This window comes from Escherichia sp. KTE172, assembly GCF_000408845.1.
Taxonomy (GTDB): Bacteria; Pseudomonadota; Gammaproteobacteria; order Enterobacterales; family Enterobacteriaceae; genus Escherichia; species Escherichia coli.
Window position 1 is genome coordinate 1375950 of the sequence record NZ_KE137316.1, and the last position, 19483, is coordinate 1395432.

Sequence of the window (19483 nt, forward strand, 5' to 3'; positions counted from 1 at the left end):
TCAGGGCACCAAAAAAAAACCGCCGAACATGTCGGCGGCTTTCTGACTTACAAACTGACTGCTTACATCAGCGGCATGGCCAACCGCACAATGCTAATCAGCGGTTGCGGCCATACACCCAGCACCAGTACCAACAGTGCAGAGATCAGCACCACGATACCGCCCGCGCTGTACTGCCAGTTTGATGGTGCATCGCGACCCGGTTGTTCCGGTGCGTGCAGGTACAGGCTCACCGCCACGCGCAGGTAGTAGTAGAGGCCGATTGCCGAACCGACAACCACGGCACCCACCAGCCACCACAAGTGTGCCTGGACACCGACCGCCAGCACGTAGAACTTACCAATAAAGCCCAGCGTCATCGGAATACCGGCCAGAGACAGCATCATCACCGTCATCACCGCCGCGAGGATCGGACGATGCCAGAACAGTCCGCGGTAAGAGAACAGGGAATCAGCATCCGGGCCACGATACGGGCTGGACATCAGGCTGACCACGCCGAACGCGCCGAGGCTGCTGAACAGATAACCGGCCAGGTAAACCCCTACCGCTTCCATCGACATCTCGCCGGTTTGCAGCGCAATCAGCGCCACCAGCAGATAGCCGAGGTGAGAGATAGATGAGTAACCGAGCAGACGTTTGATATTGGTCTGGCTCAGCGCCATCAGGTTACCGAAGATGATAGAGGCAAAGGCGATAATCGCCAGCACCACGCGAATCGCTTCGCTGTCACCCACCGGTGCGTAGAGGAACAGACGCATCACCACACCGAAGATAGCGATTTTGCTCGCCGTCGCCAGGAAAGTGGAAACCGGCGCAGGCGCGCCCTGGTATACGTCTGGCGTCCACAGGTGGAACGGCACCAGAGAGAGTTTGAAGCCGAGGCCAACAATCATCAGGCCGAAACCTGCCAGCAACAGCGGCTCGTTGAGCATACCGTCGCCGAGGTTTTTACCCAGCGCGACAAACGACAGGTCGCCAGACTGCGCATACACCAGCGCCATACCGAACAGCAGGAAAGAAGACGCTGCGGCAGAGAGAATGGTGTATTTGATACTGGCTTCCAGCGAACGTTTCTGGCGGAAAGCGTAACCGACCAGGCCAAACAGCGGCAAAGAGATCAGTTCGATACCGAGGAACAGAGACGCCAGATGGTTGGCATTCGCCAGCAGGATCCCGCCCAGCGCGGCAATTAACACCAACAGGTAGAACTCGTCCTTGTTGTCGTTATAGCCTTCAAGCCACGGGTAGGCGAAAGTACAGGTGGCGAGGCTCGCCAACAATACCAGCCCGGTGTAAAGCATGGCGAAACCATCAACGCGCATCAGTGGCGTAACGTCCATAGCGCCCGCCTGGCCGACAAACCAGAGCGAAACCAGCGCCGCGTTAAGCCCAATAACCGAGAGCGTAGCGTTGAGGAAATGATTGCGTCGCCACGCAATGGAGAGCATCACAACCACCACCGTCAAGCCGACGATCAGCAACGGTAGCAGTGCGATCAGGTTTTGTGGAGTTATTGTCATGGCGATTTACGGCCTTGTAGTAGTAACGGAATTAACAAACCACTGCTGGATATTGCCAATCGCGGAATGCGAGGTATCCAGAATCGGCTGCGGATAGAAGCCCAGCAGTACCAGCAGCACCACCAGCAACAGGATCATAAACAGCTCACGCAGCGACATCCCTGGCAGTTCCTGGCTGGCAATCTGGCTTTTCGCTTTACCGAAGTAAGCGCGATGCAACATCGCCAGCGAATAAACAGATGCAAAGACCAGCCCAAAGGTAGAGATAACGGTAATCACCGGGACAACCTGGAAGCTGCCGAACAGAATCATAAATTCGCCGACGAAGTTACCGGTGCCAGGCATCCCAAGCGTTGCCACCGCAAAGAACAGCGACAGTGCTGGCAGCCATTTCATCTTGCTCCACAGACCGCCCATCATGCGCATGTCGCGGGTATGGATACGTTCATAAAGCTGACCGCAGAGAATAAACAGACCCGCCGCCGACAAGCCGTGCGCAATCATCTGGATTACCGCGCCCTGGTAGGCCAACTGGCTGCCGGTATAGATAGCAATCAGCACGAAGCCCATGTGGGAAACCGAGGTGTAGGCGATCAGACGTTTGATATCGGTCTGGGCGAAGGCCATCCACGCACCGTAGAAGATGCCGATAACACCCAGCCACATAGCGATTGGCGCGAACTCTGCCGACGCGTTCGGGAACAGCGGTAGGGAGAAACGCAGCAGACCGTAAGCGGCGGTTTTCAGCAAGATCCCCGCGAGGTCAACGGAACCGGCGGTTGGAGCCTGTGAGTGCGCATCCGGCAGCCAGCCATGCAGCGGAACCACCGGCATTTTCACCGCAAACGCGATGAAGAAGCCCAGCATCAGCAAATATTCCACGCCGTTAGACATTGGCGTATTCAGCAGCTCTTCATAGTTGAAGGTCCAGACGCCAGTCGCATTGTAGTGAACAAAAACCAGCGCCAGGATGGCGATCAACATCACCAGACCACTCGCCTGGGTGTAAATGAAGAACTTGGTTGCCGCCGTGATACGCGTTTTACCGTCAGAGGCTTTATGCCCCCACAGTGCGATCAGGAAGTACATCGGCACCAGCATCATTTCCCAGAAGAAGAAGAACAGGAACATGTCGATGGCAAGGAACACGCCGATAACGCCGCCCAGGATCCACATCAGGTTGAGGTGGAAGAAGCCCTGATATTTTTCGATCTCTTTCCACGAACAGAGTACCGCCAGCACACCGAGCAGACCGGTCAGCACGACCATCAGCAGCGATAGCCCGTCAATGGCGAGATGGATAGAGATACCAAAACGCGGGATCCACGGCATGTCGAATTCAGACTGCCACTGCGGAATTCCGGCGGATTGCGTCAGTGAATAACCGCCCTGCAACCACAGTTGCAGCGACAGCGCCAGCGTCAATCCCATGGTGATCAGCGCGATCCAGCGCGGCACCTTGACGCCAAAGCGTTCGGTCTGCCAGCACAGGAAGCCGCCGATAAAGGGAATTAATATTAGCCAGGGTAGTAACATGGCGATCTTTATTCCTTGTAAAAGTCCCGTCAGGACCGGATTTTCAACGAATTCTCACGACAGAAAATTCTCTTCGGATTGGGGGTAGTGTCGGATGCACCGCGAATGCGGCTTATCCGACCTACGTTCTTATATGCCCAGGGGCAAGCCCACAATCCTTAACTCAACGCAGTACCATCAACAGTGCCAGCACCACGACCGCACCGATGCTCATGGATGCCACATACCAGCGCAGATAACCGTTCTCGCTTAACAGCAGACCTTTACCTGCAAAGCGGGAAAGGACAGCCGGGATGTTCATCATTGAGTTCAGCGGATCGCGTTTCAGCAACCAGGCAATACCCAGGAACGGCTTGACGAACACTTTGTCATACAGCCAGTCAAAGCCCCAGGCGTTGTACCACCAGGTGCCCAGCAGACGGCCCGGAGCACTGTTGGCGATGGAGGTCACCAGAGTACGTTTACCCAGCCACAGCCAGGCTGCCAGCAGAATGCCGACCACCGCGACCACGCCAGAGGTAATTTCCAGGGTCAACATGCTGCCGTGCGCCAGCTCCGTCGTTTGCGGAAGCACGCCCTGCAGCGGCGGTACAATCAGTGCGCCAACGAAGGTGGAAAGGATCAGCAGCACAATCAGCGGCAGGCTGTGAGTTATCCCTTTCACGGCGTGAGCGTGAATTTGTTCTTTTCCGTGGAAGACGATGAAAATCATACGGAAGGTGTAGAGCGAGGTCATAAACGCACCGACCAGACCTGCCACCATCAGATTGATATGACCATTCGCCATCGCACCCGCGAGGATCTCATCCTTACTGAAGAAGCCCGCAGTGACCAGCGGCAGTGCCGACAGTGCTGCGCCACCCACCAGGAAGCAGAGATAAACCAGCGGAATAGATTTACGCAGACCGCCCATCTTGAAGATGTTCTGTTCGTGATGGCAGGCCAGAATGACGGAACCGGATGCCAGGAACAGCAGCGCTTTAAAGAATGCGTGAGTCATCAAGTGGAAAATCGCCGCATCCCATGCCTGCACGCCAAGCGCGAGGAACATGTAGCCAATCTGGCTCATGGTAGAGTAAGCGAGAACACGTTTGATGTCGGTCTGTACCAGCGCGGCAAAACCGGCCAGCAGCAGCGTAACCGCCCCAACAATGCCCACCAGATGCAGAACTTCCGGCGTCATCAGGAACAGGCCGTGGGTACGGGCGATCAGGTAGACACCCGCGGTTACCATCGTTGCGGCGTGGATCAGCGCGGAGACAGGCGTCGGGCCTGCCATCGCGTCGGCAAGCCATGTCTGCAACGGCAACTGCGCAGATTTACCGACCGCACCGCCCAGCAGCATCAGCGTCGCCCACATCAGCATGTTATTGCCGTCAGCAAAGTGCGCTGGTGCCAGTTCCACCATTTCGCGGAAGTTCAGGGTGCCCAGTTCATTGTAAAGAATGAACAGCGCGAAAGCGAGGAACACGTCACCCACACGGGTCACGACGAACGCTTTCATTGCCGCTGCACCATTCTTCGGATCGGTGTAATAGAAACCGATCAGCAGATAGGAGCACAGGCCCACGCCTTCCCAGCCGAGGTACATCAGCAGCAGGTTGTCGGCAAGCACCAGAACTACCATGCTGGCGATGAACAGGTTGGTGTAAGCGAAGAAGCGAGAGTAGCCCTCTTCACCGCGCATATACCAGGAGGCGTACATGTGAATAAGGAAACCCACACCAGTGACCACCGAGAGCATGGTCAGCGACAGGCCGTCCAGCACCAGGTTAAAACCGATGTTAAAGTCGCCTACCGACATCCACGTCCACAGCGGCTGGCTGTATGCCTGCTCACCGTTAGCGAAGAAGTCAACGCCGATAAAGGCAGTTACCAGCGCCGCCAGGCCCACAGAGCCAACGCCGACGATCGCCGAGACGTTTTCAGACCAGCGCCCACGGGAGAACGCCAGCAGGACGAAGCCAATCAATGGCAAAATAATGGTTAAGGCAAGCATGTTCATCCGCGCATCTCACTTACTGAATCAATGTTCAGGTTCTGGCGACGACGGTGAAGTTGCAGCAGCAGCGCTAGGCCGATACTCGCTTCTGCCGCCGCGAGGCTGATGGCGAGAATGTACATCACCTGACCGTCGGTCTGGCCCCAGTAGCTTCCGGCGACCACAAAGGCCAGCGCGGAGGCGTTAATCATGATTTCCAGACCAATCAGCATAAACAGCAGATTGCGACGGATAACCAGACCAGTTAAGCCAAGAACGAATAAGATTGCCGCGAGGATCAGTCCATGTTGTAAGGGGATCATGCGTGCTCCTCCGTTTTTCTTTTCGCGCTGTCGTCTTTACGATTGCTCAGCACTTCACCCGCACGCTCTTCACGACCGACGTGGAAGGCCACAACCAGACCCGCGAGCAGCAGCATAGAAGCCAGTTCCACCGCCAGTACGTAAGGCCCGAACAGCGTAATACCCACTGCTTTAGCACTGATTGGCGTACCGTCGATACCTTGATCGTTAACACCGAGAATGGCGTAAACAATCACCACCAGCATGATGGCCGACAAAATCGCCGGACCAATCCACACCTGCGGTTTCAGCCACTGGCGTTCCTGTTCAATTTCTGAACCGCCCAGGTTGAGCATCATCACCACGAACACGAACAGCACCATAATGGCACCCGCGTAGACGATAATTTCCAGCGCACCGGCAAAGTAAGCGCCCAGTGAGAAGAACACCCCGGAAATCGCCAGCAGCGAAATAATCAGGTACAGCAGTGCGTGTACCGGATTGGTATGGGTGATCACTCGCAAGGTCGCAAGTATGGCTATCAGGCCACAGATATAAAAAGCGAACTCCATTGCCCCTCTCCTTACGGTAACAGGCTCTTGACGTCGATAGGCTTGGCTTCGTTCTCTGCTTCGCCCTTATCTTTGCCGTCGATTGCCATACCTGCCATCCGGTAGAAGTTATATTCCGGGTATTTGCCCGGACCGGAGATCAGCAGATCCTCTTTCTCGTAAACCAGATCCTGGCGCTTGTATTCCCCCATTTCGAAATCCGGGGTTAACTGAATCGCCGTGGTCGGACAGGCTTCTTCGCACAGACCACAGAAAATGCAGCGTGAGAAGTTGATGCGGAAAAATTCCGGATACCAGCGACCGTCTTTGGTTTCTGCTTTTTGCAGCGAGATACAGCCGACCGGGCAGGCTACCGCGCAGAGGTTACAGGCTACGCAACGCTCTTCGCCGTCCGGATCGCGGGTCAGAACGATACGACCACGATAACGGGGCGGCAGATAGACCGGCTCTTCCGGGTACATTCGCGTTTCGCGTTTGGCGAACGCGTGCAGGCCGATCATCCAGATACTACGAACCTGGGTGCCGAAACCTACTAACAATTCTTTTAAGGTCATGGTCTTATTGCCCCTTATTGCGCCTGCCAGAGAATGACAGCCGCCGTTACCAGCAAGTTGATCAGCGTCAGCGGCAGGCAGATTTTCCAGCCGAAGGACATTACCTGGTCATAACGCGGACGCGGTAACGACGCACGAATCAAAATGAACATCATCATAAAGAACGCGGTTTTCAGCGCGAACCAGATGAATGGCGGTAACAACGGGCCTTGCCAGCCACCGAAGAACAGCGTCACCATCAGTGCAGAGATGGTCACAATCCCGATGTATTCGCCCACGAAGAACAGACCGAACTTCATGCCGGAATATTCAATGTGGTAACCATCCGCCAGTTCCTGCTCGGCTTCCGGCTGGTCAAATGGGTGACGGTGACACACCGCCACGCCCGCGATGGCAAAGGTAATAAAACCAAAGAATTGCGGGATGACGTTCCACACATGCGCCTGGCTGTTAACGATGTCGGTCATGTTGAATGAACCGGCCTGCGCCACCACGCCCATCAGGGAAAGCCCGAGGAACACTTCGTAGCTCAGAGTCTGCGCAGAAGCACGCATCGCCCCCAGCAACGAGTATTTGTTGTTACTTGACCAGCCCGCAAACAGCACCGCGTAGACCGCCAGACCGGCCATCATCAGGAAGAACAAAATCCCGATGTTCAGGTCGGCAACCACCCAACCTGGGCTGACTGGCACAATCGCAAAGGCCAGCAGCAGCGAGGTAAAGGCAATCATCGGTGCCAGGGTAAAGATGACGCGATCCGAGAATTTCGGGATCCAGTCTTCTTTAAAGAACATCTTGATCATGTCCGCAACCAGCTGGAGCGAACCGCCCCAGCCAACACGGTTAGGTCCGTAACGGTTCTGGAACAGACCCAGCAGGCGACGTTCGCCAAAGCTCATGAATGCCCCACAGGTGACAACCACCAGCAGGATCACCACCGCTTTGAGGATGGTCAGCAGGATCTCAATCAGTTCCGGTGATATCCAACTCATTGTTGTGCCTCCTTGAGATCCTCAAGATGCGCGCCCGCCAGCACCGGAGCAATGCCGGACATACCCATCGGCAAGCCCACCTGCCCTGCCGTCAGCCCTTCGGCGATTTCAACCGGCAGCGTGACCGTGTTGCCATCGTAACTAAAGGAGACGCGTGTACCCGCGTTCACACCCAACTTCGCGGCATCCGCCGGGTTAAGTTTGATGTACGGCTGTGGCATACGGCTCTGGAAAACCGGAGCACGCTGTGACAATTCATCGCTGCCAAACAGGTGGTAGTACGGCGCGATACGCCATTTCCCGTCCTGCGGCTGGAAGCGTGCCGGTACGCTGGTGAAGTAATCCAGACCGTTTTCGCTGGTTTCAAACAGACGCACGCCCGGATCGCCAAAGCGCAGTTTGCCGCCAACTTCGTCCTGGAATTTGTTCCACGCCTGCGGGGAGTTCCAGCCCGGAGCCCAGGCAAACGGCACTTGCGAACGGTGCGCGGTCGGCTGGTTGTTACCTTCCATCGAGAAGGTGAACATGGTGTCAATATCCTGCGGCTGACGCGGCTCATGAACGCTGATATTGGCGCGCATGGCGGTACGACCGCTGTAACGGTGCGGTTCACGGGCCAGTTTCTGCCCACGAATACGGAATGTCGCATCCGGCGCAGCATCTTTGATACCCGCCAGTTCCGGGATTTTCGCCACAACAGCGTCAATCACATGGTCGAGCTGCGTCCAGTCCACTTCACGGCTCAGCAGGGTGCTGTGCAGCGAGTGTAACCAACGCCAGCTTTCCAGCATGACAGTTTTGCTGTCGTAATAAGCCGGATCGTAAACCTGGAAGAAACGTTGGGCGCGACCTTCATTATTAATTACCGTACCGTCGCTTTCAGCAAAGCTGGCGGCGGAAAGTACCAGATGGGCGTTTTCCATAATCGCTGTGCGTTGATGGTCAACCACCATCACCAGCGGCGCTTTAGCCAGCGCAGCATTCACGCGGGTAGCGGAAGCGTGACGATGCAGATCGTTTTCCAGCACCACCACCGCATCGGCGCGTCCGGTTTCCAGTTCGGTTAACGCTTCTTCAAGCGATCCACCGCCCATAATGCCCAGCCCCATGCTGTTGACGGAACGGGCAATCATGGTGATACCGACGTTAGCGCCGCGACCTTTCAGGGCTTTCGCCACGTTAGCCGCAGCCTGAATCACTTCAGCGCTACCGGCGTTCGTCCCGGAGATAATCAACGGTTTCTTCGCACCCGCCAGAGCCTGCACGATGACGTCGATTTTGCTTTGCAGCTCAGGTTCGATACCGTCAACCGCTGGTGCGGAGTTATCCAGAGCATGGGCAATGGCAAAACCTAAACGCGCCTGATCTTCAACCGGTGCGCGGTAAGTCCACGCCGCGATATCATCCAGACGGGTGTCATCAACGTTGGTAACAAACAGCGGATGCTTCGCTCGTTGGCCAATATTGAGGATTGCCGCAATCTGCCAGTCAGCCACTTTCTGTGCTGCCGCCATTTCGCGCGCTTTACCTTTCACCGCCTGACGCACCGCCAGTGCGACACGAGCGCCAGTCTGAGTAACGTCTTCGCCCAGCACCAGTACCGCATCGTAAGATTCGATTTCGCGCAGTGCCGGCGTATAAATGCCGCCTTCACGCAGCACTTTCAGCGCCAGTTGCAGACGTTCCTGCTCACCGTGAGCGATACCGGTGTAGAAGTTTTCTTCGCCCACCAGCTCACGCAGCGCAAAGTTGCTTTCCACGCTGGCACGCGGAGAACCAATACCGATCACTTTCTTCGACTGACGCAGAATATCTGCTGCGCCCTGCATTGCCTGTTCGGCGTTGAGGGTAATGAAATCATCGCCACGACGCTGTACTGGCTGACGCGGACGATCTTTCAGGTTGACGTAACCGTAACCGAAACGACCACGGTCGCAGAGGAAGTAGTGGTTTACTGTACCGTTGTAACGGTTTTCGATTCGACGCAGTTCGCCATAACGCTCGCCGGGGCTGATGTTACAGCCGATGGAACATTGCTGGCAGATGCTCGGCGCAAACTGCATATCCCATTTACGGTTGTAACGCTCGGAGTGCGTTTTGTCGGTGAATACGCCGGTCGGGCAAATTTCGACCAGGTTACCGGAAAATTCGCTTTCCAGCGTGCCGTCTTCCGGGCGACCGAAGTAGACGTTGTCGTGCGCACCGTAAACGCCCAGATCCGTGCCGTCAGCGTAATCTTTGTAGTAACGCACGCAGCGGTAGCAGGCGATGCAGCGGTTCATTTCGTGAGAGATGAATGGCCCCAAATCCTGATTACGGTGGGTACGTTTGGTGAAACGGTAGCGACGGAAGCTGTGTCCGGTCATCACCGTCATATCCTGAAGATGGCAGTTACCGCCCTCTTCACATACCGGACAGTCGTGCGGGTGGTTGGTCATTAACCACTCGACCACGCTTTCACGGAACTGTTTCGCTTCTTCGTCGTCAATGGAAATAAAGGTGCCATCGGAAGCCGGTGTCATACAGGACATCACCAGGCGACCACGCGTGTCTTCCGCGTTTTGGTATTGCTTCACCGCACACTGGCGGCAAGCACCGACGCTTCCCAGCGCCGGATGCCAGCAAAAGTAAGGAATATCAAGGCCCAGAGACAGACAAGCTTCCAGCAGGTTGTCCGCTCCGTTGACCTCGTATTCTTTGCCGTCTACATGAATTGTAGCCATTAGCATGCTTCCAGTTTTCTCAGTCAGAGACTGAGCGTTAATCGAAATTCGGTTACCAGCGCTCTTTCAGCAGGTTCGGCTGAATCCCATTAATCAAATGGGTATTGCTGAACGGCTGTTTGATTCCCGCCTCAAATTCTTCGCGGAAATATTTGATGGCGCTCTGTAACGGCTCCACTGCACCAGGTGCGTGGGCACAGAAAGTTTTACCCGGGCCTAAGAATCGACACAGTTGCTCAAGTGTTTCGATATCGCCCGGTTGACCTTCGCCACGCTCCAGCGCACGCAGAATTTTCACGCTCCACGGCAGACCGTCGCGGCACGGCGTACACCAGCCGCAGGACTCACGGGCGAAAAACTCTTCCAGGTTACGCACCAGCGACACCATGTTGATCTCATGGTCAACCGCCATCGCCAGCGCCGTACCCAGACGGCTTCCCGCTTTACCGATACTTTCGAATTCCATCGGCAGGTCAAGGTGCGCTTCAGTCAAGAAGTCAGTACCCGCGCCGCCTGGCTGCCAGGCTTTGAATTTCAGACCGTCACGCATACCACCGGCGTAATCTTCGAGGATCTCGCGTGCGGTGGTGCCAAACGGCAGTTCCCACAGGCCCGGATTTTTCACCCGACCGGAGAAGCCCATCAGCTTGGTGCCAGCATCTTTACTTTTCGAGATGTTCTGATACCACTCCACGCCGTTAGCAAGGATCGCCGGAACGTTACACAGGGTTTCGACGTTATTGACACAGGTCGGTTTGCCCCATACGCCGGAGGTTGCCGGGAAGGGGGGTTTCGAGCGTGGGTTAGCACGACGCCCTTCCAGGGAGTTGATTAACGCTGTTTCTTCCCCGCAGATGTAGCGCCCTGCACCGGTATGGACGAACAGTTCGAAGTCGAAACCTGTTCCCATAATGTTTTTGCCAAGCAAGCCCGCTTCAGTCGCTTCGGCAATGGCGCGGCGCAGATTCACTGCCGCTTCAATATATTCGCCACGCAGGAAGATGTAGCCACGGTAAGCTTTCAGCGCAAACGCGGAGATAAGCATACCTTCCACCAGCAGGTGCGGCAGTTGCTCCATCAACAGGCGGTCTTTATAGGTGCCCGGTTCCATTTCATCGGCGTTACACAGCAGGTAACGGATGTTCATGGATTCGTCTTTCGGCATCAGGCTCCACTTCAGGCCAGTCGAAAAGCCCGCGCCGCCGCGCCCTTTCAGACCAGCGTCTTTTACCTGATTAACGATTTCGTCCGGAGACAGCCCGGTCAGCGCCTTACGCGCGCCTTCGTAACCGTTTTTGCTGCGATATTCGTCCAGCCACACTGGCTGTTTGTCATCGCGCAGACGCCAGGTCAGCGGATGCGTTTCGGGAGTACGGATAATGTTTTTCATTTATACCGCTCCAGCAGTTCAGGGATCGCTTCCGGGGTCAGATGCGCGTGAGTGTCCTCATCGATCATCATGTTTGGCCCTTTATCACAGTTCCCCAGGCAGCAAGTTGGCAGCAGCGTAAAGCGGCCATCAAATGTCGTTTGCCCTGGTTTGATGTTCAGCTTTTTCTCGAGCGCCGCCTGAATACCCTGATAACCGTTGATATGACAGACCACGCTGTCGCAATAACGGATCACATGGCGGCCAACCGGCTGGCGGAAGATCTGGCTGTAGAACGTTGCCACGCCTTCGACGTCGCTCGCCGGAATACCCAGCACATCGGCGATCGCGTGGATCGCGCCATCCGGCACCCAGCCACGCTGCTTCTGAACGATTTTCAGCGCTTCAATGGACGCCGCACGCGGGTCTTCGTAGTGGTGCATCTCGTGCTCAATCGCTTCACGCTCTGCCGCACTCAGCTCAAAAGCCTCGGTTTGTGGTTGTTGATTCTCGTGCATAATTAGCGGTCCACATCTGACATAACAAAATCGATACTGCCCAGATAAACAATCAGGTCAGACACCAGGCTGCCGCGGATCGCCGCCGGAATTTGCTGCAAATGCGCATAACTCGGCGTACGGATACGGGTGCGATAACTCATGGTGCTACCGTCGCTGGTCAGGTAGTAACTGTTGATCCCCTTGGTCGCCTCAATCATCTGGAAAGATTCATTGGCTGGCATCACCGGACCCCACGACACTTGCAGGAAGTGGGTGATCAGGGTTTCGATATGTTGCAGCGTGCGCTCTTTCGGCGGCGGCGTGGTCAGCGGGTGATCCGCTTTGAACGGGCCTTCCGGCATGTTGTTGAGGCACTGCTCAAGAATGCGCAGACTCTGGCGCAGCTCTTCCACTTTCAGCATTACGCGGGTGTAGCAGTCAGAAACACCACCACCCACCGGGATTTCAAAGTCGAAGTTTTCATAGCCAGAATAAGGACGCGCCTTACGCACGTCGAAGTCGATCCCGGTGGCGCGCAGGCCCGCGCCAGTGGTGCCCCACTCCAGCGCCTCTTTCGCGCCATAGGCGGCAACGCCCTGGGAACGACCTTTCAGAATGGTGTTTTGCAGCGCCGCTTTCTCGTAAGACGCCAGACGTTTCGGCATCCAGTCGAGGAACTCACGCAGCAGGCGATCCCAGCCGCGCGGCAGGTCGTGCGCTACGCCGCCAATACGGAACCACGCCGGGTGCATACGAAAACCAGTGATTGCTTCCACCAGATCGTAAATTTTCTGACGATCGGTAAAGGCGAAGAACACTGGCGTCATCGCGCCGACGTCCTGAATAAAGGTGGATATATACAGCAGATGGCTGTTGATGCGGAACAGCTCAGAAAGCATTACGCGAATGACGTTAACGCGATCCGGCACGGTGATCCCGGCCAGTTTCTCTACCGCCAGCACGTAAGGCATTTCGTTAACGCAGCCGCCGAGGTATTCGATACGGTCGGTATACGGAATGTAGCTGTGCCAGGACTGGCGTTCGCCCATTTTCTCCGCACCACGGTGGTGGTAGCCGATGTCTGGTACGCAGTCGACAATTTCTTCGCCATCAAGCTGCAAAACGATGCGGAAAGCCCCGTGCGCCGACGGGTGGTTCGGGCCGAGGTTGAGGAACATGAAGTCCTCGTTTTCGGTGCCGCGCTTCATCCCCCACTCTTCCGGTTTGAAGGTCAGGGCTTCCATCTCCAGGTCCTGTTTGGCTTTGGTCAGCTCAAACGGCGAGAATTCGGTAGCGCGCGCCGGATAATCTTTACGCAGCGGGTGACCTTTCCAGGTTTGCGGCATCATGATGCGGCGCAGGTTCGGGTGACCGTCGAAAGTAATGCCAAACAGATCCCAGGTTTCACGCTCATACCAGTTGGCGTTCGGGAACAGTTTGGTGAAGGTCGGTACGTGCAGGTCGTTTTCTGCCAGCGCCACCTTCAGCATGATGTCGCGGTTACGATCGATAGAAATCAGATGGTAGAAAACGGAAAAATCCGCGGCAGGTAACCCTTCGCGGTGTGTGCGCAGACGTTCGTCCATGCCGTGTAAGTCAAACAGCATGACGTAAGGTTTCGGCAGTTTCTTTAAGAAATCGCCAACTTCCAGTAATTGTTCACGCTTGATCCACACAACGGGAACCCCGGTGCGAGTCGCCTGAACAGTAAAGGCATCCGGCCCAAAACGGTTGCGCAGTTCGCCAATCACCGGATCATCAAGATGATCGCGGGTCTGCCAGGCGGGTTCTTGCGCGGTTAAGTCGGTCATATTGTTCACCATTGCAAATGGTCCGTGGTGACTGTCGGCGCAGTAAGCTTCGCGAAATAGATTTAGGAATAAGCGAAGAAAAATCCCTTTGCCGACAGGCGCAAATTAAATCTCGTCAGGTGTACGCAGGTTGGTTACGGCAATGCGTTCACCGCGCTTGCGTTCGCGCTCTGATTGCATATTGGCGCGATAAACGCCCTGATCGCCAACCACCCAGGAGAGCGGACGACGTTCTTTGCCGATAGATTCCTGCAACAGCATCAGTGCCTGCATGTACGCTTCAGGACGCGGCGGGCAGCCCGGGATATACACATCAACCGGGATGAATTTATCGACGCCCTGCACAACGGAATAAATATCGTACATACCGCCGGAGTTGGCACAGGCACCCATTGAGATAACCCATTTTGGTTCCAACATCTGGTCATACAGACGCTGAATAACCGGTGCCATTTTGGTAAAGCAGGTTCCTGCCACCACCATCAGGTCAGCCTGACGCGGCGAAGCACGCAATACTTCTGCGCCAAAACGCGCCACGTCATGCACCGCGGTAAACGAAGTCACCATCTCAACGTAACAGCAGGAAAGACCGAAGTTATACGGCCAAATTGAGTTTTTACGACCCCAGTTAACCATGTCATTGAGCTTGCCCATAAACACGTTTTTGTTAACTTCTTGCTCCAGAGGGTCGGTTACGATCTCCTGCTTTTGCAGGGGGTAACGGTCGTTCTCACCGTTGGGATCTATGCGGGTGAGCGTATAATCCATCTTAATGCCTCGCGGTTAGCGTTGACGATTAGCGATACTGTTCGTTTCCGGGTTCATACGCTCGCGGCGTGAACGCGCGGGCGTCCAGTCCAGCGCGCCAATACGCACCAGATAAACCAGACCTGCCAGTAACACAAAAATAAAAATTGCAGCTTCCACAAAGCCTACCCAGCCGCTTTCGCGGATAGAGGTTGACCATGCGAACAGATACAGCGCTTCAACGTCGAAGATAACGAAGAACATGGCCACCAGATAAAACTTGGCGGACAGGCGTAAGCGGGCGGAGCCGACCGAGTCGATACCGGATTCAAACGGAACGTTTTTCGACCTTGCGCGTGCGCGACCGCCTAAAAACCAACCGCCTACCAGCATCAGGCAACACAGGCCAATGGCAACGATAAGAAAGATAGCGAATGCCCAGTGATGAGCGATGACTTCAGTGGATGTTGACATACTCATTGCTTACTCATCAAAAGTAGCGCCAGATTCACTGCTCTTCACGGCAGATGGACGCCACATCGATTCATGGGGAGGAATAAAAAAAACCTTACAATCACTGTAGAAATTCTTTTATACAGCTAATTGATGTGGTCTTTTACTCCTTTCTATAACCTTTTGTCAACTTTGACAAAAGTTTCTTCACATTAGTTTACATAATATCAACACCATTAGCATTTAATGCCCTTTCACCCCAGATCCTTGACGACTCCAGGATAATTAGATGTTGTTGAATCGTGTCCGTTGTGAAGCAATGGAAAAAATACGGGTCTATTTTGACAGGAATTTGTGTCGATTCCTCCCCCCAAAAGAGAGTATTTTCTTGATCTGTGACACGCTTTTGTCATTCCATAACAAAAACGCAGCAACAAATTTACGTATTTTTTAACATCATTGTAGCAGGTGATTTTTTTCAGGCGATTATTTGTGCGTTCGGGACGTGAATCTCTGGTGATTGAAAAATGAACAGTTTTGTACGTTCTGCACGATACGAGGAAGGCTTTTTACTAAAAAAAAGCCGCTGGGGTTTAAAACACCCCCAGCGGCTCGTTTTTACACTATTGTCTCAGAAATTATCTATGGTCCGTCGATTACTCGATATCCCTTTCAATCAACAATGAGTCATCGCCTTCCGGAGCAGACATTGGGCTGTATTGCCACGGATTATGGTAGCTCTCCATCGCCTGATAGATCACCTGAGCCAGCTCATTATTACTGGACGGGTCATAGCACAGCAAATATTCGGTATCGGGTAGCGGCGGTAAGCCATCTACTCCACTCAGCACACGCAGGTCTGGACTCATCATCTCGACCGGCCTTGCCGTCACGCCAAGACCGGCTTTTACTGCCGCACGAACTGCCGGAAGCGTCGAGGCGACATAAGCCAGTCGCCATGGAATATCTGCTTTATTAAGCGTCGCCAGCACCATATCGCGAAACGGGCTAGGATCATCCAGCAATACAAGAGGGATCGGCTCGCCTTTTTGCAATACGTATTCCGCTGCGCAGTACCAGTGTGTTGGCGAGGTACGCAGGTTCAATGCCTTAAACGTTGAAGGACGATGGGTGGTTACCATCAAATCCACTTCCTGGGATTCCAGCATTTCTGCCATATAGGCATTACGTTTAACGCGGACATCCAGCGCTAGTTTCGGATAAACCGAACTCACGCGATTTAACAGGAAAGGTAAGATCGTATCGGCAGATTCATCTGAAGCACCGATAGTTAACACGCCCTGAAGATTACTGAACATTAATGATGAGCAGGCCTCATCATTAAAACGCAGAATTTTTCTGGCGTAACCAAGAAGTTGAATGCCATGTTCAGTTAACAGTTTGTTGCGACCGTGACGAGCGAACAGTTCTTTCCCAACAAGTTGTTCCAGACGCTGCATTTGCTGACTTACGGCGGACTGAGTACGACACACAGCGGCAGCTGCGGCAGCAAAAGTGTTCAGATCGGCAACAGCAACAAATGTTCTCAGCAGATCGAGGTCGAGGTTAATTATCGGACGATTTGCACTTATCATATATTATCACTTACTGGCGGCTCATACTGAGCTGGTTAATGCTGTGCACACACAAACAAGCAATTCCATTTGTAATGTGCCTCCCTGGCAGTTTCATCCGGAACCCGGACGAAAGTAAAAATGCATATGAGTTGCACTAAAAAAGCGACTCACATTGTTCCGTTATAATGCCTGAAGTAGATCACAGAATATATCTTCAGGAATCGCATATCTATTAAGTTACTCACTCTTTTGTATTTATGACATGCGCGTGTTTGTATAAATGTAAATGTGAGTCCTTGTTCCACTCTCGTGCAGCATCGCTGGTCATACGCGAACACGTACAAACAGCAATGGTGAGGCGGCATCAAGAGCAGGGATCCGTCATTTATGCGAGCATTTTACCCCAAAAACCTTTTATTTATAAGGGTCATTGCGAATTATCTGATGCAAAGTTATGTTATGTTAGGCAAAGTAATCTTCTATTATTAATAAGCACAACAAAACCTTTTTGAATATTAAATAATAATTAATTAGCATCATCCTCATACATTAATCCCGCTTAACAATAGTTTCACACCTTGCACCCATTACGACACCTCGGAAATCATCACGCTGTTAAACTCTCCGTAATGCGGAAATATCATCATCACGATTCATTAGTGAATTCTTAAACGAGGTATTTTCAAACAATTATCTTACAGATAAAAAAACCACACTCACAATTAAGAATCAGAACAATTCACTACATAACATTAATTATTAAGCATATACACCTCATTATTTTGCCATTATTAAGTTATTAACAGCACAATCGAGTCTTCCCCTCTGGCAAAATCTTATTCTGCAGACCTTCAAAACGCCGTCCTGGGGGAGTACATTGTTCTAAGCTGACTTCCACGGCAGGGAGTGGCGATAACAGCAAAAAAGGTCAAGATTCATGTCCCCCATTGAAAAATCCAGCAAATTAGAGAATGTCTGTTACGACATCCGTGGTCCGGTGCTGAAAGAAGCAAAACGCCTGGAAGAAGAAGGTAACAAGGTACTGAAACTGAACATCGGCAACCCTGCCCCGTTCGGTTTTGACGCGCCAGATGAAATCCTCGTTGACGTGATTCGCAACCTGCCTACCGCTCAAGGGTATTGCGATTCCAAAGGGCTTTACTCCGCGCGTAAAGCCATCATGCAGCACTACCAGGCTCGTGGCATGCGTGATGTTACCGTGGAAGATATTTACATCGGCAATGGTGTATCGGAGCTTATCGTTCAGGCAATGCAGGCATTGCTGAACAGCGGCGACGAAATGTTGGTTCCTGCACCTGATTACCCACTATGGACCGCGGCGGTTTCGCTCTCCAGCGGTAAAGCGGTGCATTATCTTTGCGATGAATCCTCTGACTGGTTCCCGGACCTTGATGATATTCGCGCTAAAATTACGCCTCGTACGCGTGGGATCGTTATTATCAACCCAAATAACCCAACTGGCGCGGTATATTCCAAAGAGCTTTTAATGGAGATAGTGGAGATTGCACGTCAGCATAATCTCATTATCTTCGCCGATGAAATTTATGACAAAATTCTCTACGACGACGCTGAGCATCACTCAATTGCGCCGCTGGCACCTGATCTGCTGACTATTACCTTTAACGGACTGTCGAAAACGTACCGCGTTGCTGGCTTCCGTCAGGGGTGGATGGTGTTGAACGGGCCGAAAAAACACGCCAAAGGTTACATCGAAGGTCTGGAAATGCTGGCCTCAATGCGCCTGTGTGCTAACGTTCCTGCGCAACACGCCATTCAGACCGCGCTGGGCGGTTATCAGAGCATCAGTGAATTTATTACCCCTGGCGGTCGTCTTTATGAGCAGCGTAACCGCGCATGGGAATTGATCAATGATATTCCGGGCGTTTCCTGCGTGAAACCGCGCGGTGCGCTGTACATGTTCCCGAAAATCGACGCCAAACGCTTTAATATTCACGACGATCAGAAAATGGTGCTGGATTTCCTGTTGCAGGAAAAAGTTCTGTTGGTGCAAGGGACGGCATTCAACTGGCCGTGGCCGGATCACTTCCGCATTGTCACGCTACCGCGTGTCGATGATATCGAGCTGTCTTTGAGCAAGTTCGCGCGTTTCCTTTCTGGTTATCATCAGCTGTAATCTTAATTTCACTGCCGGAGATTGCATCCGGCAGTGTTATCCCGCCACAATGACCTGATGATGTCATCATACGTAAGGTCACTATGAAACAGAGCCATTTTTTTGCCCATCTCTCCCGCCTGAAACTCATTAACCGCTGGCCGCTGATGCGCAACGTGCGGACGGAAAATGTGTCCGAACACAGTTTGCAGGTAGCGATGGTCGCCCATGCGCTGGCAGCTATCAAAAATCGGAAATTTGGCGGTAATGTCAACGCCGAACGTATCGCTTTACTGGCGATGTACCACGATGCCTCAGAAGTGCTCACCGGCGATCTCCCTACTCCGGTGAAATACTTCAATTCGCAAATCGCTCAGGAGTACAAGGCGATTGAAAAAATCGCTCAGCAAAAACTGGTCGATATGGTTCCGGAAGAGCTGCGGGATATCTTTGCGCCGTTAATTGACGAGCATGCATATAGCGATGAAGAAAAATCGCTGGTGAAACAGGCAGATGCACTGTGTGCATATCTGAAATGTCTGGAAGAACTCGCGGCGGGAAATAATGAATTCTTGCTGGCAAAAACGCGACTGGAAGCGACGCTTGAAGCGCGCCGCAGCCAGGAGATGGACTACTTCATGGAAGTCTTTGTTCCCAGCTTCCATCTTTCGCTCGATGAGATTAGCCAGGATTCACCGCTGTAAGCAGCCGG

Annotated in this window: 16 protein-coding genes; 2 read left to right on the top strand and 14 right to left on the bottom strand. The window is 53.4% G+C overall.

Annotation, left to right across the window (positions count from 1 at the left end):
* Positions 1-62 precede the first annotated feature (62 nt).
* From nuoN to lrhA, 14 genes are all read right to left on the bottom strand, one after another.
* A complete protein-coding gene (gene nuoN / locus G434_RS17045) occupies positions 63-1520 on the bottom strand; it encodes an NADH-quinone oxidoreductase subunit NuoN (RefSeq protein WP_000156701.1) in 1458 nt (485 codons plus the stop codon).
* Positions 1521-1526: 6 nt separating this feature from the next.
* Positions 1527-3056, bottom strand: coding sequence for an NADH-quinone oxidoreductase subunit M (gene nuoM, locus G434_RS17040; RefSeq protein ID WP_000926437.1), 1530 nt, complete (start codon positions 3054-3056; stop codon positions 1527-1529).
* A 163-nt stretch (positions 3057-3219) separates the two neighbouring features.
* Complete coding sequence (gene nuoL / locus G434_RS17035; protein WP_001056608.1) at positions 3220-5061, bottom strand: NADH-quinone oxidoreductase subunit L; 1842 nt, start codon at positions 5059-5061, stop codon at positions 3220-3222.
* On the bottom strand, positions 5058-5360 hold the full coding sequence (gene nuoK / locus G434_RS17030) for an NADH-quinone oxidoreductase subunit NuoK (protein ID WP_000612644.1): 303 nt from the start codon (positions 5358-5360) through the stop codon (positions 5058-5060). Before nuoK ends, nuoL begins: the two co-directional genes overlap by 4 nt.
* The gene (gene nuoJ / locus G434_RS17025; protein ID WP_000393511.1) at positions 5357-5911 is read right to left on the bottom strand and encodes an NADH-quinone oxidoreductase subunit J; all 555 of its coding nucleotides are present in this window, start codon (positions 5909-5911) and stop codon (positions 5357-5359) included. The genes nuoK and nuoJ overlap by 4 nt, the downstream gene beginning before the upstream one ends.
* A gap of 11 nt (positions 5912-5922) precedes the next feature.
* Positions 5923-6465 (bottom strand): NADH-quinone oxidoreductase subunit NuoI, encoded by a 543-nt coding sequence (nuoI, locus tag G434_RS17020; RefSeq protein ID WP_000172749.1) that lies wholly within the window; start codon positions 6463-6465, stop codon positions 5923-5925.
* A 14-nt stretch (positions 6466-6479) separates the two neighbouring features.
* The gene (nuoH, locus tag G434_RS17015) at positions 6480-7457 is read right to left on the bottom strand and encodes an NADH-quinone oxidoreductase subunit NuoH (protein WP_000118507.1); all 978 of its coding nucleotides are present in this window, start codon (positions 7455-7457) and stop codon (positions 6480-6482) included.
* The gene (nuoG, locus tag G434_RS17010; RefSeq protein ID WP_001306459.1) at positions 7454-10180 is read right to left on the bottom strand and encodes an NADH-quinone oxidoreductase subunit NuoG; all 2727 of its coding nucleotides are present in this window, start codon (positions 10178-10180) and stop codon (positions 7454-7456) included. Before nuoG ends, nuoH begins: the two co-directional genes overlap by 4 nt.
* Before the next feature lie 52 nt (positions 10181-10232).
* Positions 10233-11570, bottom strand: a complete 1338-nt coding sequence (gene nuoF, locus G434_RS17005; RefSeq protein WP_000789502.1) for an NADH-quinone oxidoreductase subunit NuoF — start codon at positions 11568-11570, stop codon at positions 10233-10235.
* Complete coding sequence (nuoE, locus tag G434_RS17000; RefSeq protein WP_000545042.1) at positions 11567-12067, bottom strand: NADH-quinone oxidoreductase subunit NuoE; 501 nt, start codon at positions 12065-12067, stop codon at positions 11567-11569. Before nuoE ends, nuoF begins: the two co-directional genes overlap by 4 nt.
* A gap of 2 nt (positions 12068-12069) precedes the next feature.
* Entirely contained in the window at positions 12070-13872 is a 1803-nt protein-coding gene (nuoC, locus tag G434_RS16995; protein ID WP_000247878.1) for an NADH-quinone oxidoreductase subunit C/D, read from the bottom strand.
* Positions 13873-13965: 93 nt separating this feature from the next.
* Positions 13966-14628 carry an NADH-quinone oxidoreductase subunit NuoB gene (nuoB, locus tag G434_RS16990; RefSeq protein WP_000386733.1) on the bottom strand — a complete coding sequence of 221 codons (663 nt, stop codon included), beginning with the start codon at positions 14626-14628 and terminating at the stop codon, positions 13966-13968.
* Between the two features lie 15 nt (positions 14629-14643).
* Positions 14644-15087: an NADH-quinone oxidoreductase subunit NuoA gene (gene nuoA, locus G434_RS16985; RefSeq protein WP_000062997.1), complete on the bottom strand. Its 444-nt coding sequence runs from the start codon at positions 15085-15087 to the stop codon at positions 14644-14646.
* Between the two features lie 629 nt (positions 15088-15716).
* Positions 15717-16655, bottom strand: coding sequence for a transcriptional regulator LrhA (lrhA, locus tag G434_RS16980; protein WP_000622290.1), 939 nt, complete (start codon positions 16653-16655; stop codon positions 15717-15719).
* A gap of 919 nt (positions 16656-17574) precedes the next feature.
* Here lrhA and alaA point away from each other — a divergent pair.
* Together alaA and yfbR are read left to right on the top strand one after the other, a co-directional pair.
* Entirely contained in the window at positions 17575-18792 is a 1218-nt protein-coding gene (alaA, locus tag G434_RS16975; protein ID WP_000074527.1) for an alanine transaminase AlaA, read from the top strand.
* Positions 18793-18875: 83 nt separating this feature from the next.
* Positions 18876-19475, top strand: a complete 600-nt coding sequence (gene yfbR / locus G434_RS16970; protein WP_000813860.1) for a 5'-deoxynucleotidase — start codon at positions 18876-18878, stop codon at positions 19473-19475.
* The last annotated feature ends 8 nt before the right edge of the window (positions 19476-19483 follow it).

Coding starts and splice junctions, on each gene's coding strand:
- nuoN (WP_000156701.1), bottom strand. CDS start 1,520: ATGACAATAACTCCACAAAACCTGATCGCACTGCTACCGTTGCTGATC.
- nuoM (WP_000926437.1), bottom strand. CDS start 3,056: ATGTTACTACCCTGGCTAATATTAATTCCCTTTATCGGCGGCTTCCTG.
- nuoL (WP_001056608.1), bottom strand. CDS start 5,061: ATGAACATGCTTGCCTTAACCATTATTTTGCCATTGATTGGCTTCGTC.
- nuoK (WP_000612644.1), bottom strand. CDS start 5,360: ATGATCCCCTTACAACATGGACTGATCCTCGCGGCAATCTTATTCGTT.
- nuoJ (WP_000393511.1), bottom strand. CDS start 5,911: ATGGAGTTCGCTTTTTATATCTGTGGCCTGATAGCCATACTTGCGACC.
- nuoI (WP_000172749.1), bottom strand. CDS start 6,465: ATGACCTTAAAAGAATTGTTAGTAGGTTTCGGCACCCAGGTTCGTAGT.
- nuoH (WP_000118507.1), bottom strand. CDS start 7,457: ATGAGTTGGATATCACCGGAACTGATTGAGATCCTGCTGACCATCCTC.
- nuoG (WP_001306459.1), bottom strand. CDS start 10,180: ATGGCTACAATTCATGTAGACGGCAAAGAATACGAGGTCAACGGAGCG.
- nuoF (WP_000789502.1), bottom strand. CDS start 11,570: ATGAAAAACATTATCCGTACTCCCGAAACGCATCCGCTGACCTGGCGT.
- nuoE (WP_000545042.1), bottom strand. CDS start 12,067: ATGCACGAGAATCAACAACCACAAACCGAGGCTTTTGAGCTGAGTGCG.
- nuoC (WP_000247878.1), bottom strand. CDS start 13,872: ATGGTGAACAATATGACCGACTTAACCGCGCAAGAACCCGCCTGGCAG.
- nuoB (WP_000386733.1), bottom strand. CDS start 14,628: ATGGATTATACGCTCACCCGCATAGATCCCAACGGTGAGAACGACCGT.
- nuoA (WP_000062997.1), bottom strand. CDS start 15,087: ATGAGTATGTCAACATCCACTGAAGTCATCGCTCATCACTGGGCATTC.
- lrhA (WP_000622290.1), bottom strand. CDS start 16,655: ATGATAAGTGCAAATCGTCCGATAATTAACCTCGACCTCGATCTGCTG.
- alaA (WP_000074527.1), top strand. CDS start 17,575: ATGTCCCCCATTGAAAAATCCAGCAAATTAGAGAATGTCTGTTACGAC.
- yfbR (WP_000813860.1), top strand. CDS start 18,876: ATGAAACAGAGCCATTTTTTTGCCCATCTCTCCCGCCTGAAACTCATT.